10 protein-coding genes are annotated in these 15,886 nt (G+C 62.1%); 8 read left to right on the top strand and 2 right to left on the bottom strand.

Annotated features, from left to right (window positions below; all coding sequences use genetic code 11):
- The first annotated feature begins 17 nt into the window (after positions 1 to 17).
- The 8 genes from BM045_RS08260 (at position 18) to glgX (ending at position 14,661) form a co-directional block, all read left to right on the top strand.
- Entirely contained in the window at positions 18 to 1,274 is a 1,257-nt protein-coding gene (locus tag BM045_RS08260; RefSeq protein WP_092182058.1) for an AI-2E family transporter, read from the top strand.
- Positions 1,275 to 1,460: 186 nt separating this feature from the next.
- Positions 1,461 to 3,314: a monovalent cation:proton antiporter-2 (CPA2) family protein gene (locus BM045_RS08255; protein ID WP_244522963.1), complete on the top strand. Its 1,854-nt coding sequence runs from the start codon at positions 1,461 to 1,463 to the stop codon at positions 3,312 to 3,314.
- A gap of 93 nt (positions 3,315 to 3,407) precedes the next feature.
- Positions 3,408 to 5,885 carry a glycogen/starch/alpha-glucan phosphorylase gene (locus tag BM045_RS08250; protein ID WP_092182055.1) on the top strand — a complete coding sequence of 826 codons (2,478 nt, stop codon included), beginning with the start codon at positions 3,408 to 3,410 and terminating at the stop codon, positions 5,883 to 5,885.
- A 106-nt stretch (positions 5,886 to 5,991) separates the two neighbouring features.
- The gene (glgB, locus tag BM045_RS08245) at positions 5,992 to 8,187 is read left to right on the top strand and encodes a 1,4-alpha-glucan branching protein GlgB (protein WP_244522928.1); all 2,196 of its coding nucleotides are present in this window, start codon (positions 5,992 to 5,994) and stop codon (positions 8,185 to 8,187) included.
- A gap of 52 nt (positions 8,188 to 8,239) precedes the next feature.
- Entirely contained in the window at positions 8,240 to 9,511 is a 1,272-nt protein-coding gene (gene glgC, locus BM045_RS08240; protein ID WP_092182049.1) for a glucose-1-phosphate adenylyltransferase, read from the top strand.
- Entirely contained in the window at positions 9,511 to 10,971 is a 1,461-nt protein-coding gene (gene glgA, locus BM045_RS08235; RefSeq protein ID WP_092183154.1) for a glycogen synthase GlgA, read from the top strand. The genes glgC and glgA overlap by 1 nt, the downstream gene beginning before the upstream one ends.
- Positions 10,952 to 12,586 carry an alpha-D-glucose phosphate-specific phosphoglucomutase gene (locus BM045_RS08230; protein ID WP_092182046.1) on the top strand — a complete coding sequence of 545 codons (1,635 nt, stop codon included), beginning with the start codon at positions 10,952 to 10,954 and terminating at the stop codon, positions 12,584 to 12,586. The genes glgA and BM045_RS08230 overlap by 20 nt, the downstream gene beginning before the upstream one ends.
- A 71-nt stretch (positions 12,587 to 12,657) precedes the next feature.
- Entirely contained in the window at positions 12,658 to 14,661 is a 2,004-nt protein-coding gene (glgX, locus tag BM045_RS08225; RefSeq protein WP_092182043.1) for a glycogen debranching protein GlgX, read from the top strand.
- 103 nt (positions 14,662 to 14,764) lie between these two features.
- Here the strand turns inward: glgX and BM045_RS08220 are convergent, their stop codons facing one another.
- The gene (locus BM045_RS08220) at positions 14,765 to 15,145 is read right to left on the bottom strand and encodes a GNAT family N-acetyltransferase (RefSeq protein ID WP_244522962.1); all 381 of its coding nucleotides are present in this window, start codon (positions 15,143 to 15,145) and stop codon (positions 14,765 to 14,767) included.
- Between the two features lie 90 nt (positions 15,146 to 15,235).
- Entirely contained in the window at positions 15,236 to 15,871 is a 636-nt protein-coding gene (gene ureG / locus BM045_RS08215; protein ID WP_092182037.1) for an urease accessory protein UreG, read from the bottom strand.
- Between the last annotated feature and the right edge of the window lie 15 nt (positions 15,872 to 15,886).

Here is a 15,886-nt window from a genome sequence, read left to right as displayed (position 1 = left end):
TCAACCACGGAATCGACATGGCACGCGCGGTAAGCAAGCTGGCGGCAGCTGACGACATGAGCGAAAGCCAGTTCGAGCGCGTGATGGGCAATGCGGCCCGGATCGCGCTGGTTTTCGTCGGATTTCTGGCACTTCTGGTGGCGCTCAAGGAAGGCCAGGTTTTCCTGGCGCCGATTACCCTCGCCATCGTCATCGGACTGATGTTCGGTCCGGTGGCGGACCGGGTGGAGCGCTTTGGCGTACCGCCAGCGCTGTCGGCGGGCGTCGTGGTGCTTATGCTGATCGGGTTGATTGCGGCGGCGATCACGCTGTTTGCGGTGCCGCTCAGCGAATGGGTGGCGCGGGCGCCAACGATCTGGGAAAAGCTGCAGGTGCAGCTGGCCACTCTGCAGGGGCCGCTTGAGGCGGTCAGTTCGTTCCAAGCGCAGCTGAGCTCTATCTTTGGCAGTACCAATGCCATGGCGGTTACGGTCGAAGACGGCGGGCAGATGATCAGCGTCGCCATGCTGGCGCCGGCGTTCCTGGCGCAGGTGCTGATCTTTCTTGCCAGTCTCTATTTCTTCCTCGCGACGCGCGACCATATCCGCATTTCGGTGCTGTCGCTTTGTGTCAGCCGGCGGATGCGCTGGCGCACGGCGCATGTGTTCCGGGACGTAGAGGCCAAGGTTTCGCGGTTTCTTCTCTCGATCACCTTCATCAATGCCTGCGTCGGCTGTGCGGTATCGCTGGCAATGTGGGCGATCGGCATGCCGTCGCCAATCCTCTGGGGCGCGCTGGCGGCTGTGCTGAATTATATTCCCTATGTTGGGCAAGGCGTCATGGTGCTGGTGCTGCTCGCCGTGGGGCTGGGCACGCAAACCGGGCTGGAAAATATCCTGCTGCCGGTCGGCTGCTATGTGGCCATCAATTTCATTGAGGGGCAGATCGTCACGCCGCATTTCATCGGCCGGACGATGACGCTCAACCCGTTCATCATTTTCCTGTCGATTACCTTCTGGCTGTGGGCCTGGGGTCCGATGGGCGGGCTGGTGGCGGTGCCGACGCTGCTGATCGCGACCTCGATCATGGCGCATGCGCTGCCGAGCAAGCCAATGGTGCCGAGCCGGCCGGTGCGGCGGACACGCAATATGACGGCGGCGCAGGAATTGCTGGCGAATACGGCTAAGGCCATTCGCGAGCAGGCGGAACTGGAAAAAGAGCCGAACGAGAAGCGCAAAGAGGAAAGATTGCAGCCTCCAGAAGGCACCGCGCCAAGTGGTGTGGAGACCGCGTAGTGCGGTTCGCTGCTGTCTTGCGCAAAACCACCCCCAGCGGACCCCTTCGGGGCAACCCTCCCCACAAGGAGGAGGGAGAAGAAAGGCTCGTAGGGTAGACCTGCAGCGAGAGTGACTTGACGCTGTCACGTTGGGGCGAAAGACTCCGTGCTTGATTTGAGTGCGGGGTTTCTGGTGGCGGGTGAAGTGGTTGGACATGCGGCTGAGGCGGCTGCGCATGGGGTGGACCTGGTGCCGATTGTGGCGCTGCTGGGGGCTGCCGTCATTGGCGTGCCGCTGTTCAAACGGCTGGGACTGGGCTCGGTGCTGGGCTATCTGGCGGCGGGACTGCTGCTCGGGCCATCCGGCATCGGGCTGATCAATGATCCCGAATCGGTGCTGACCACGGCCGAGCTGGGCGTCGTGATGTTCCTCTTTATCATTGGTCTCGAGATGGAGCCGGCCAAGCTCTGGGCCTTGCGCAAGCAGATTTTCGGGCTCGGCGTCATCCAGGTTGGGGCGTCCGGCGCCTTGCTGACGGGCGTGGGCGTGCTGCTGGGCTTTGCGCCGGTGGTAGCGTTTATCTTCGGCATGGGCTTCGTTTTGACCTCGACGGCTATCGTCATGCAGATCCTGGGCGAGCGCGGCGAACTCTCCACCGATAGCGGGCAGCGCATGGTGTCGATCCTGTTGCTGGAAGATCTGGCCATCGTGCCGCTCTTGGCGGTGGTGGCGATCCTTGCGCCGTCCTCGGGCGAGGATATGGATATGGTCACGCGGGTGGTCAGCCTGCTGATACCGATCGGCGCGGTGCTGCTGTTGATCTTTGTCGGGCGGCGGATCATGAACCCGCTGTTTGCGCTGCTGGCGTCGACGAAGTTGCGCGAAGTGATGACGGCGGCGGCGCTGCTGGTGGTGCTGGGCGCCGCTCTGCTGTTCCAGGCCAGCGGCTTGTCGATGGCCATGGGCGCGTTTCTCGCCGGTGTGCTGCTGTCGACTTCGACCTTCCGGCATCAGCTGGAGGCGGATGTGGAGCCGTTCCGCGGCATCTTGCTGGGGCTGTTTTTCCTCGCCGTCGGCATGTCGCTGGACCTGACGATCGTCGGGGCGAACTGGCAGATCATCGCGATGAGCGTCGTGGCCTATATGCTGGTGAAGGCCGGGGCGATCTATCTCATTGCGCGGCTGCTGAAGTCATCGCATCGCGAGGCGCTGGAGCGGGCGGTACTGATGGGGCAGGGCGGCGAATTCGCCTTCGTGCTCTATACCACCGCCGTATCGGCCGGGATCATCGACGGGCCGACCAATGCCATCTTCACCGCCACGGTGATCGTTTCGATGGTGCTGACGCCGTTCTTCATCATCGGGCTGCGCTTCGTGCTGCCCAAGAAGGAAGAGCAGTCGATGGACGGGGTGGAAGAGGTCGCGGACCTGTCGGCCAAGGTGCTGCTGATCGGCTTCGGCCGGTTCGGGCAGATCGCGTCGCAACCGTTGCTGGCGATGCATCATTCGGTGTCGATCATCGACAATGACACGGACATGATCCGTGCGGCGGCGCAGATCGGCTTCAAGGTCTATTACGGTGACGGCACGCGGCTCGATATCCTGCGGGCTGCCGGGGCCGACAAGGCCGACATTATCCTGGTCTGCACCGACAAGAAGGAGCAGACGACGCGGATTGCCGAGTTGGTGCGCGACGAGTTCCCGCTGGCGCGAGTGATGGCGCGCGCCTTCGACCGCGGGCATGCCATCGAGCTGATCCGGGCCGGCGTCGATTACCAGATGCGCGAAGTGTTCGAATCCGCGCTGACATTTGGCGGCCAGGTGATCCAGATCCTGGGTGCCTCGGCCGAAGAGGCCGAAGAGGTGGTGGAGGGCGTACGGGATCGCGACCAGCAGCGGTTCGACCTGCAGATGGTAGGCGACAACAAGATGATTGCTGGCCGCCACCTGCTGATCAGCAATGCCGAAGAACAGGCGCGCGAGGGTGGCGTGAGCCTGCCCGAGGCGGCGGTCGAGGAAGCGGTAACCAAGAGTACTCAAGCCAAGCAGCCTGCCTAGTCACGCCTCTCATAGGGGCTTTCGTCTGGTGGAATTAAGTGCCAGACTGAAATCTCCGAGGGGAATACATCGTCATGAAATCTGGATTGCGATATGCCGCAACAGCCGATCGTTTACGACGCCCCTACGCCGGAGCCACGCGCCACCACCGTTGAGGCCATCCAGGCCGAAATCCTGGAGAGGCTGATCTATTCCGTCGGCAAGGACCCGATTGTCGCCCGCCAGCATGACTGGCTCGCGGCGACCATTCTGGCCGTGCGCGACCGGGTCATGGACCGCTGGATGGAGAGCTCACGCGAGACGTGGCGGTCTTCGGGCAAGCGGGTCTATTACCTGAGCCTCGAATTCCTCATCGGCCGGCTGATGCGCGACGCTATGAGCAATGTCGGGCTGATGGAGCCGGTGCGCGCGGCGCTAAAAAACCTCAATGTCGACCTTGGCGACCTGATCAACCTCGAGCCCGATGCGGCGCTGGGCAATGGCGGTCTGGGGCGCCTCGCGGCGTGCTTCCTTGAATCCATGTCCTCGGTGCAGATCCCGGCCTATGGCTATGGCATTCGCTATGTGCATGGCCTGTTCCGCCAGGAAATGAGCGAGGGCTGGCAGGTCGAACTGCCGGAAGAATGGCTGGCGCACGGCAATCCGTGGGAATTCGAGCGGCGCGAAAGTGCCTATGAAATCGGCTTTGGCGGCCATGTCGAGCCGGTGATCGATCCCGACGGGACGAGCCGGCAGGAATGGCGGCCGAACGATCATCTGCTGGCGGTGGCCTATGATACGCCGATCGTCGGCTGGCGCGGGGCGCGGGTGAACACGTTGCGGCTGTGGAGCGCGCAGCCGATCGATCCGATCTTGTTGGACAAGTTCAACTCGGGCGACCATATCGGCGCGCTGGAGGAAAGCTCGCGGGCGGAAGCGATTACCCGGGTGCTGTATCCGGCGGATTCGACGGCGGCGGGCCAGGAATTGCGTTTGCGGCAAGAGTTCTTCTTCTCGTCGGCCTCGCTGCAGGACATCGTGCGCCGGCATCTGCAGGCCTATGGCGACCTGGGCTCGCTGCCCGACAAGGTGGCGATCCAGCTCAATGATACCCATCCGGCGATTTCCATCGCCGAGCTGATGCGCATCCTGGTTGATGACAATGGGCTGACCTGGGCCGAGGCGTGGAAGCTGACCCGCGGCACGTTCGGATATACCAATCACACGCTGCTGCCCGAGGCTTTGGAAAGCTGGCCGGTGTCGCTGATGGAGCGGCTGCTGCCGCGGCATATGCAGATCATTTACCAGATCAATGCCGAGGTGCTGACCGACGCGCGGGTGCGGGCCAAGTTCACCGATGCGCAGATCGCCAATGTGTCGCTGATCGACGAGAATGCCGGGCGCCGGGTGCGCATGGGGCAGCTGGCGTTCGTCGGTTCGCATTCGATCAATGGCGTGTCGGCGCTGCATACCGAGCTTATGAAGCAGACGGTGTTTTCCGACCTGCACAAGCTCTATCCGGATCGCATCAACAACAAGACCAATGGCATTACGCCGCGGCGCTGGCTGATGCAGTGCAATCCCGAGCTGACCAAGCTGATCAGCGAGCGGATCGGGCCGGAATTTCTCGATAATATCGATCTGCTCAAGGGGCTGGATGCCCATGCCGATGACCCGACCTTCCAGGGTCAGTTCGCGGCGGTCAAGCAGGCCAACAAGCAGAAGCTGGCCAAGCTGATCAAGGACCGGCTGGGGATCACGGTCTCGGCGGACGCCATGTTCGACGTGCAGATCAAGCGCATCCACGAGTACAAGCGCCAGTTATTGAACATTATCCAAGCCGTTGCGCTGTATGATGAAATTCGCGCCCACCCGGAACGCGATTACGTGCCGCGCGTTAAGATTTTTGCAGGCAAGGCGGCTCCGGGCTACTGGAACGCCAAGCTCATCATCAAGTTGATCAATGACGTCGCCAAGGTCATCAACAATGACCCGGCGGTGCGTGGCCTGCTCAAGGTGGTGTTCCTGCCCAATTACAATGTGAGCCTAGCCGAAGTGATCGTACCCGCCGCCGACCTCAGCGAGCAGATTTCGACGGCCGGCATGGAAGCATCCGGCACCGGCAACATGAAGTTCATGGCCAATGGCGCGATCACCATCGGCACGATGGATGGCGCCAATGTCGAGATGCACAAGGAAGTGGGGCCGGAAAACATCGTGATCTTCGGCCTGACCACGGAAGAAGTCGGCGAAAAGCGCGCCAAGAGCGAAGTGCCGCTCTCGGCAATCGAAGACTCGCCCGCGCTCAAGGAAGCGCTGGAGTCCATTTCGTCGGGTGTGTTCTCGCCGGATGATCCGAACCGCTATCGCGACCTGATCGGTGGTCTATATGACCACGACTGGTTCATGGTGGCGCGCGATTTCGATGCCTATGCCGCGGCACAGGCCGAGGTCGATGCGATCTGGCGCGACAAGAAGCGCTGGAACGCCACGGCGATCCGCAATACGGCGCGCGTCGGGTTCTTCTCGTCGGATCGCACGATCCGGCAATATGCCCAGGAAATCTGGGGCGTACCGACAGCTGCCAAATGATGACGGGCAGGGGGCGGCAATCGGCACACAAGACCGGTCCCCTGCGTATTTTATGGTTCAAGCGACACGGCCATAGTGCCGGTGTCGCTTTCGGGGGGACGTGCCTGTGAGCAAGGAAGACTGGCAAGCAGACTCGCGGGAAGTGGAAGCGGTGGTCAATGGCCGCCATGCCAATCCATTCGCCTTTCTTGGCCTGCATGAGGTTGGCGCGCAGTGGGTGCTGCGGGCCTTCATTCCGCATGCCGACAGCGTCAGCGCCTTCACGCTGGATGGCGTCGAACTGGGTCACCTGATCCCGCGTCATGCCGGTGGGTTCTTCGAAGGCAAGGTCACGATCTCTGGCCGCCAGCCGATCCGCTATCGCGCCAAAAATCCGGGCGGCGAATGGGATGTCTATGACGCCTATTCGTTTGGCCCGGTGCTGGGACCGATGGACGATTATTACATCGGCGAAGGCAATCACCTGCGGCTGTTCGACAAGCTCGGCGCCCATGAGATGGAATTCGAAGGCATCCACGGCACGCATTTTGCGGTGTGGGCGCCCAATGCGCAGCGCGTCAGCGTGGTCGGGCCGTTCAACGAATGGGACGGCCGGCGCAATCCGATGCGCAACCGCTTCGAGAACGGCATCTGGGAAGTGTTCATCCCGGTGCTGGGCACGGGAACGCTGTATAAATATGAGATCGTTGGACCCGATGGCGTGGTCCAACCGCTGAAGGCCGACCCGTTTGCAAGGCAGGCGGAAATGCGGCCCAAGACGGCATCGGTGGTGCCTGATCCGACACCCTTCGTCTGGACAGACGAGAAGTATATCGAGGAGCGCGCGACGCGCGATTGGCGCCGTACGCCGATGTCGATCTATGAAGTGCATCTGGGTAGCTGGCGGCGCCGGCCGGATGGCGGGTTTTTGAGCTATGACCAGTTGGCCGAGCAGCTGGTGCCCTATGCGGCGGACATGGGCTATACCCATATCGAGCTACTGCCGATCACCGAGCATCCGTTTGATCCGAGCTGGGGCTATCAGCCGACCGGCATGTATGCGCCGACGGCGCGGCATGGCGATCCGGCGGCATTCGCGCGATTTGTCGATGCGGCACATGAGGCCGGGCTTGGGGTGATCCTCGACTGGGTACCGGCGCATTTTCCGACAGATGCGCATGGGCTATCCAATTTCGACGGCACAGCGCTCTATGAACACGCCGATCCGCGGCAGGGCTATCACCCCGACTGGAACACGGCGATATACAATTTCGGGCGCAAGGAAGTGGTGAGCTTTCTCGTCAACAATGCGCTGTACTGGCTGGAGAAATTCCATATCGACGGGCTGCGCGTCGATGCCGTGGCCTCGATGCTCTACCTCGATTATTCGCGCCAGCAGGGCGAATGGGTGCCCAACAAATTCGGCGGTAACCAGAACCTGGAAGCAGTGGAGTTTCTGAAGCGGGTCAATTCCGAGACCTATCGCCTGCATCCCGGCACCTTCATGATTGCCGAGGAATCCACATCCTGGCCGGGCGTCAGCGCGCCCACCGATGCGGGTGGCCTGGGCTTCGGCTTCAAGTGGAACATGGGCTTCATGAACGACACTTTGCGGTTCATGAGCCGCGAGGCCGTGCATCGCAAGTATCACCACAATGACATGACCTTTGGCGCGGTCTACGCCTTCAGCGAGAATTTCGTGCTGCCGCTGAGCCATGACGAAGTGGTGCATGGCAAGAAGTCGCTGGTGGAAAAAATGCCGGGCGACGACTGGCAGAAATTTGCCAACCTGCGGGCCTATTACGCCTTCATGTGGGGTTTCCCCGGCAAGAAGCTGCTGTTCATGGGCCAAGAATTTGCCCAGCGCGAGGAATGGGCCGAGGCCAAGTCGCTGGACTGGTATCTGCTCGATGCCGGCATGCATGAGGGCACGCGGCGCCTCGTGGCAGACCTCAACCTCGCCTATCGCGAATTGCCGGCGCTGCATGCGCGGGACAATGAGCCGGATGGGTTCGAATGGGTGATCGGCAATGATCACGCCAATTCGGTGTTTGCCTGGCTGCGCAAGGCGCCGGGCAGCGATCCAATCCTGGTGGTCACCAATTTCACGCCAGTGCCACGCTCTGGCTACAAGATCCCCATGCCGCTGGCCGGCAAATGGGTGGAACGCATCAATACCGATGCGGGCTGGTATGCCGGTTCCAATACCGGAAACCAGGGTGCCGTGACGGCCTATGCCATCGAGGGCGGGCATTGGCCGGCGGAGGCAGAGCTGTATCTGCCGCCGCTATCGACGCTGTATTTGAAATATGAGCCGGCGTGAGCCGGAAGGGTGCATCAGTCCCGGGCAACGGGCGTAGTGGAGGGTTAGAATAATGGCAGACTACAGAGTACCATCGCCGCTGGCCCGCGAGGCCATGGCTTATGTGCTGGCCGGTGGGCGCGGTACGCGCCTGATGGAATTGACCGATCGCCGCGCCAAGCCGGCGGTGTATTTTGGCGGCAAGTCGCGCATCATCGACTTTGCGCTGAGCAACGCCATCAATTCGGGCATTCGCCGCATTTCCGTGGCGACGCAATACCAGGCGCATTCGCTGATCCGCCACCTGTCGCGCGGCTGGAACTTCCTGCGGCCGGAGCGTAACGAAAGTTTCGACGTGCTGCCCGCTTCGCAGCGCGTGCGTGAGGACATGTGGTATGCCGGCACGGCCGACGCCGTGTACCAGAACATGGACATCATCGAGGATTCGGGCGCGCGCTATATCGTCATCCTGGCGGGCGACCATATCTACAAGATGGACTATGAAATCATGCTGCGCCAGCATGTGGACACCGGGGCCGATGTGACCATCGGGTGCCTCGAAGTGCCGCGCATGGAAGCCACCGGCTTTGGAGTGATGCATGTCGACGGGCGCGACCGGGTGGTCGATTTCGTCGAGAAGCCAAAGGATCCGCCGGGCATTCCGGACAAGCCAGAAATGGCTTTGGCCTCGATGGGTATTTATGTGTTCGAGACGCGCTTCCTGATGGAACAGCTGCGCCGCGACGCAGCGACCGAAGGCTCGAGCCGCGACTTCGGCAAGGACATCATTCCCTATATCGTCAAGAACGGCACGGCCTGGGCGCATCGTTTCCCACGCTCGTGTGTTCGTTCGAGCAATGAAGAGGTCAGCTATTGGCGCGACGTCGGCACGATCGATGCTTATTGGAAAGCTTCCATTGATCTGACCGACATCAAGCCGCAGCTCGATCTTTATGATCGCGACTGGCCGATCTGGACCTATGCCGAGATCACCCCGCCGGCCAAGTTCGTGCATGATTTCGACGGTCGGCGCGGCTCGGCGGTGAATTCGCTGGTCTCGGGCGACTGCATCATTTCGGGCGGGCATCTGCAGAAGACGCTGCTGTCGACCGGCTCGCGAGTGCATAGCTATTCGGTGCTGGATGAGGCGGTGGTACTGCCCTATTGCGATATCGGGCGGAATGCGCGGCTGAAGAAAGTGGTGATCGACCGCGGCGTGAATATTCCAGAAGGGCTCGTCGTTGGCGAGGATCCAGAATTCGACGCGAAGTGGTTCCGCCGCAGCGACGAGGGGGTGACGCTGATCACCCAGGCAATGATCAACAAGTATCTGGCAGGCCGATGATCGAAGTTCTCTCGGTTGCATCCGAGGTCTATCCGCTGATCAAGACCGGGGGGCTCGCCGACGTGGCGGGCGCCCTGCCGGGCGCATTGAGTTCGCATGGCGTGACCATGCGGACGCTGGTGCCGGGCTATCCGTCGGTGATGGGCAAGCTGACTGGTGGCCGCGTGGTCAAGGAGCTCGACGATCTGTTCGGCATACAGGCCAAGCTGATCGCGGCGCGTGTCGAGGGGCTGGATGTCATCGTGATCGATGCGCCGGTGCTCTATGACCGGCCGGGCAATCCCTATGTCAGCCCGGATGGCTGGGACTGGCCGGACAATTGGAAGCGCTTTGCGGCGTTGGGCTGGGTGGCGGCGGAACTGGGCATGGGGCTGGTGGATGGCTATCATCCGCAGGTGATCCATGCGCATGACTGGCAGGCGGGGCTGGCACCGGCCTATCTGAAGTTTGGCCCGGTGGCCCATGTGAAGACGGTGATGACCGTCCACAACATGGCCTTCAAGGGCTTTTTCGGCGCGGAAATCTTCGGGCAATTGCGCCTCCCGCCGCATGCCTTTGGCGTGGGTGGCGTCGAATATTTTGGCGGGATTTCCTATCTCAAGTCGGGCATGGAATGCGCCGATTATGTCACGACGGTCAGCCCCAATTATGCCGACGAAATCCGCACGCCGGAATTCGGCATGGGGCTGGAAGGGCTGCTCAACGGCCGCGCCGATACGGTGGTGGGCATCCTCAATGGCATCGACACCGATGCCTGGGACCCGGCAACCGATCCGGCGCTGGCCAAGACCTTCACCGCCAATACGATGCAGGGCCGTGCGGCCAACAAGCAGGCGGTGGTGGATAAATTCGAGCTGGATGGCACGGATGGGCCGCTGTTCTGCGTGGTCAGCCGGCTGACCGACCAGAAGGGCATGGACCTGTTGTTGCAGGCCGTCGACGGGCTGGTCGATCTGGGTGGCCGGCTGGCGGTGCTGGGTTCGGGCGAGGCCTACCTGGAAGACGGGTTCCGCCATGTCGCGGCCAAGCATCCTGGCAAGGTGTCCATTGCCAATGGCTATAACGAGGCGCTGAGCCATCTGATGCAGGGCGGCTGTGACGCCATCATCATTCCGTCACGCTTCGAGCCTTGCGGGCTGACCCAGCTCTATGGGCTGCGCTATGGCTGCGTGCCGGTGGTGAGCCGCATCGGCGGGCTGGCGGATACGGTGATCGATGCCAATCCGGCGGCGATCGCGGCGGAAGTGGCGACCGGCGTGGTGTTCGACGCCAATAGCGCGCATGCGGTTTACGAGGCGATCCGCAAGACGGTTCGGCTCTATAGCGACGAAAAACTCTGGAAAAAAATCCAACGGCGGGGAATGAAATCGGACGTCTCCTGGGAGACGAGCGCCGCGCGCTATGCCGATCTCTACGCCACCATTACCGGGCTGAAGACCAATGACGATCCAGACCATTAAGACGACGCCATACGGCGACCAGAAACCCGGCACCTCGGGCCTGCGCAAGCGGGTGACCGTCTATAGCCAGCCCAATTATGTCGAGAACTATATCCAGGCGATCTTCGATAGCCTGGAAGGGTTCGAGGGACAGACGCTGGTGATCGGCGGCGACGGGCGCTTCTACAATGATGTGGCCATCCAGAAGGCGATCCGCATTGCGGCGGCCAATGGCTTTGGCAAGGTGCTGGTCGGGCAAGGTGGCATTCTGTCGACGCCGGCCGCCAGCCATGTCATTCGGCACTACAAGGCGTTTGGTGGCCTGGTGCTGTCGGCGAGCCATAATCCGGGCGGGCCGGAGGGCGATTTCGGCATCAAGTATAATATCGGCAATGGTGGACCGGCGCCGGAGAAGAACACCGATGCGGTGTTCGAACGCACCAAGGTGATCGACAGCTACAAGACGGTCGATGCGGCCGATATCGACTTGGGCGCCATCGGCATGCAGACGGTTGGCGACATGGTGGTGGAGGTGATCGATCCGGTCACCGACTATGCGGCGCTGATGCAGACGCTGTTCGACTTCGATGCCATCAAGGCGCTGTTCGCCGGCGGCTTCAGCATGACCTTCGATGCCATGTCGGCGGTAACCGGGCCTTATGCCCATGCGATCCTCGAAGGCATTTTGGGCGCGCCCAAGGGGACGGTCAAGAATGGCGAGCCGTCGCCGACCTTCAATGACGGGCATCCCGATCCAAACCTGGTCTATTGCAAGGATATGTACGAGCTGCTGATGACGGAGGCCGGGCCGGATTTCGGCGCGGCTTCGGATGGCGATGGCGATCGCAACCTGATCATCGGCAAGGGGCGCTTCGTGACGCCATCGGATTCGCTGGCGCTGCTGGCGGCCAATGCGCATCTGGCGCCGGGCTATAAGAAGGGCATCGCCGGCATTGCGCGGTCGATGCCGACCAGTGCGGCGGCGGACCGGGTGGCGGAAAAGCTCGGCATCGAGATGCACGAAACGCCGACTGGCTGGAAATTCTTCGGCAATCTGCTCGATGCGGGCCGGGTGACGATCTGCGGCGAAGAGAGCGCTGGAACGGGTTCGGACCATGTGCGCGAGAAGGATGGTCTCTGGGCTGTCTTGCTCTGGCTCAACATCCTGGCCGTGCGCAAGCAGAGCGTCGACCAGATCGTGCGCGAGCATTGGGCGACCTATGGGCGGAACTATTATACCCGCCACGACTATGAAGAGGTCGATGCGGCGATTGCCGGCAAGCTGGTAGAGGACCTGCGGGCCCAATTGCCGGCGCTGCCGGGACAGAATTTCGGCGAGGACCTGCAGGTCGCCTATGCCGATGATTTCACCTATCACGACCCGGTGGACGGCTCGACCAGCGCCAAGCAGGGCATCCGGATCGGCTTTACCGATGGGTCGCGGATTGTGCTGCGCCTTTCCGGCACCGGCACGGTGGGCGCAACGCTGCGGCTGTACTTGGAACGCTATGAGGCGGCGGGTGGCAGCCATGATCTCGAAACGCAATCGGCGCTGCAGCCGCTGATCGAACTGGCCGACCAGTTGGCTGGCATCAAGCAGCGCACCGGCCGCACAGAACCCAGCGTCATCACTTAAGGCAGTGACGCGTTTCCGGACGGAAAACCGGTGCCTACTTTTCCTGAAAACGCTCTGATATCGGAACGCCTATGACTGTTACGCTGGTCCCCAATGGGGGCAGTATCGAAAAGCTCGGCGCAACCGTGACCGAGGAAGGCGTGAACTTTGCGGTCTATTCGGAAAGCGCCACCGCGATCTGGGTGTCGATCTTTGACGAGCAGGACCAGGAGACCGATCGGTTCGAGCTGGATGTACATCGCGAGCACATCCGGGCCGGGCTGGTTGCGGGCTTGGCGGCCGGCGCGCGCTATGGGCTGCGGGCGGATGGCCCGTATGACCCCGACCAGGGCTATTTCTTCGACCCGATGAAACTGCTCGTTGACCCCTATGCCAAGCGGCTCGACCGCGTGTTCGTACGTTCGCCACGGCTGCGGCTGGACCGGGCCGAGGCGGTGGATACAGCGCCGTTGATCCCCAAGGCGATCGTCACCAGCGACAGCGCCGAGAACATCCTGCCGCGCAAGAAGGCGCCGGGACTGTTCTACGAGATGAATGTGCGCGGTTACACCATGCGCCATCCCAGCGTGCAGGGGCCGTTGCGCGGCACGATTGCGGCGCTGACCACGCAGCGGGTGATCGATCATCTCAAATTTATCGGTGTCGATACGCTGCAGCTGATGCCGACGGCGGCCTGGATCGACGAGGGTCATCTGCCGGTGCTCGGGCTGACCAATGCCTGGGGCTATAATCCGGTGGCCTATTCGGCGATCGATCCGCGCCTCGCCCCGCGTGGACCGCAGGAATTGCGGAACATGACCGATCTCTATCGCAAGAACGGCATCTCGGTGATCCTCGATGTGGTCTATAACCACACCGGCGAAAGCGATCACAATGGGCCGATGCTGAGCCTGATGGGGCTCGATGCGCGGACCTATTATCGCTTCGCCGAGATCGACGGCAAGCAGGTGCTGGTCAATGATACCGGCACCGGCAATACGCTGCGCTGTGATCATCCGGCGGTACAGCGGCTCGTGATCGAGTCGCTGCGCTATTGGGTCGAGGAAATGGGCGTGTCCGGTTTCCGTTTCGACCTGGCGACAGTGCTGGGGCGCGATCCGGGCTTCAATGCCAATGCGGAAATGCTGCAGAAGATCAAGGCCGACCCGGTGCTGAGCCAGTGCATCCTCGTGGCCGAACCATGGGATCCCGGCCCGGGCGGCTATGCGCTGGGGCAGTTCGGCAAGGAATTCCGCGAACATAACGACACCTATCGCGACGAGATCCGCGAATTCTGGCGCGGTGAGAACGGCAAGATCGGTGCGCTGGCCGGCAAGGTGGCTGGGTCGGCGGAGATTTTCGACAATTCGGGCCGCAAGCCGAGCCATGGCGTCAACATGCTGGCGGTGCATGACGGTTTTACGCTGCGCGACCTGGTCAGCTATGTCGACAAGCACAATGAGGCCAATGGCGAAGGCAATCGCGACGGCCACGGCCATAATGCCTCGTGGAATTGCGGCGTCGAGGGCGATACGGACGACGAGGGTATTGTCGCAGCGCGCAAGCGCGACGTGCGGGCGCTGCTGGCGACACTGTTCCTGTCGCGTGGCGTGCCGCTGCTGCAGCAGGGCGACGAAATGTTCCGCACCCAGCAGGGCAATAACAATGCCTATGCGCAGGACAATGAGATCACCTGGCTGGACTGGGAAAATGCCGATGGCGACATGGTGGATTTCGTCGCCGCCATGGCAAAATTCCGCAAGGATCATTCGGCGCTGACGCATGACCACTTTCTCACCGGCCAGGACAAGAATGGCGTGCGGGATGTGGTCTGGCTGCATCCCGATGGTCGCGAGATGACCGAGGGCGACTGGAACGACTGGACCGCCTCGGTGCTGGGCATGCATTTGCGCAACAAGGACGACGAAGTGCTGGTCTGGTTCAACCGCCGCACCGAGCCGGTAGTGGCGCGCCTGCCAGAGGGGCATTGGACGGTGGGTGTTGCGTCGGACGCTACGGCCACGGTGGTGTTGACCGACGGGACGGCGACGCTGACGCCGCGGTCGGTGGTGGCGCTGGTGCGGGCGGCTGAATAAGGCCCGAAGAGAAGGCACCACCACCCGACCCCTTCGGGGCCACCGTCCCCACAAGGGGGAGGGATTGAGGGCGGGGTGATGGCTAGTCACCGGCCCAGTAGCCCTAAAGCGCGACTTCGACCATGCCGACCCGGTGGTAGAGGCAAATTGCTGGCGCGTTGGCAGCCATGACCTTGAGATCGACGTGCTCGAGCCCGCGGTGCTTGAAGGCAGCGAAGACGGCGTGGAGCAGGCTTTCGCCTATGCCCTTGCCGCGCCAGGGCTGGCTGACGGCGATGTCCTTGATGAAGCCGCCGGTCCAGCACAAAGCGAGGCCAATGGGCTGGTCGGTTTCGTCGGCGGCGATGAAGACCAGGGCGGGGTCGTATTCTTCGTCAGATGTGATCGATAGCCACCAGTCGGCAAAGGCCGGCACGCTGCCGAAGCCGTTGGCGTAGGCTGTTTCCAGGATGGCGTGCAGGGCCTCCGGTGCCACGGTGCTCACAGGCAATAGCCGCACTCCGGCCGGCCAGGCCGGCGCCAATAGCGGTCCCGACAGATGCTTGCGGAGGCGCAATACGCCGCCCACTCCGACCTACTCGGCCGCTTGAGCGTCCGACAGGCCGCCGGCGTGTTCGATATAGGCGATGATCTGGTCGAGGCTTTCACGGCGGAGCAGGTCGGTGAAGATATAGGGGCGGCCGTCGCGGACTTTTTGGGTGTCGCTTTCCATCACTTCGAGGCTGGCACCGACATAGGGGGCGAGGTCGGTGTGGGTGATGACGAGGAGATCCGAGCGGGAAATGGCGGGGCCACCCTTGCGGGGGATCTTTTCGCCCTGGGCGACGGAGATGACGTAGATGGTCAGATCCGCCAGGTCGGGCGAGAAGGTGGCCGCCAGATTGTCGCCGCCGCTCTCAATAAGAATGATGTCGAGATCGGGGAATTTCTTGTTGAGGTCGTCGATGGCGGCGAGGTTGAGTGAGGCGTCCTCGCGGATGGCGGTGTGCGGGCAGCCGCCGGTTTCGACGCCGACGATGCGGTCCTCGGAAATGGCCTGCACACGGGCAAGGATCAAGGCGTCTTCGCGGGTATAGATGTCATTGGTGACGACGGCCATGGAATAGCGGTCGCGCATCGCCTTGAGCAGCATCTCGCAAAGCGTCGTCTTGCCGGAGCCGACGGGGCCGCCGATGCCGATGCGAAGAGGACCGTTAAGGCTTCGTTCCATAATTCTACTCCTACG

Origin of the sequence: Devosia sp. YR412 (genome assembly GCF_900110945.1) — a bacterium.
GTDB lineage: Bacteria > Pseudomonadota > Alphaproteobacteria > Rhizobiales > Devosiaceae > Devosia.
The sequence above is the reverse complement of the archived record's forward strand: the minus strand, read 5'-3'. Positions and strand labels throughout refer to the sequence as shown.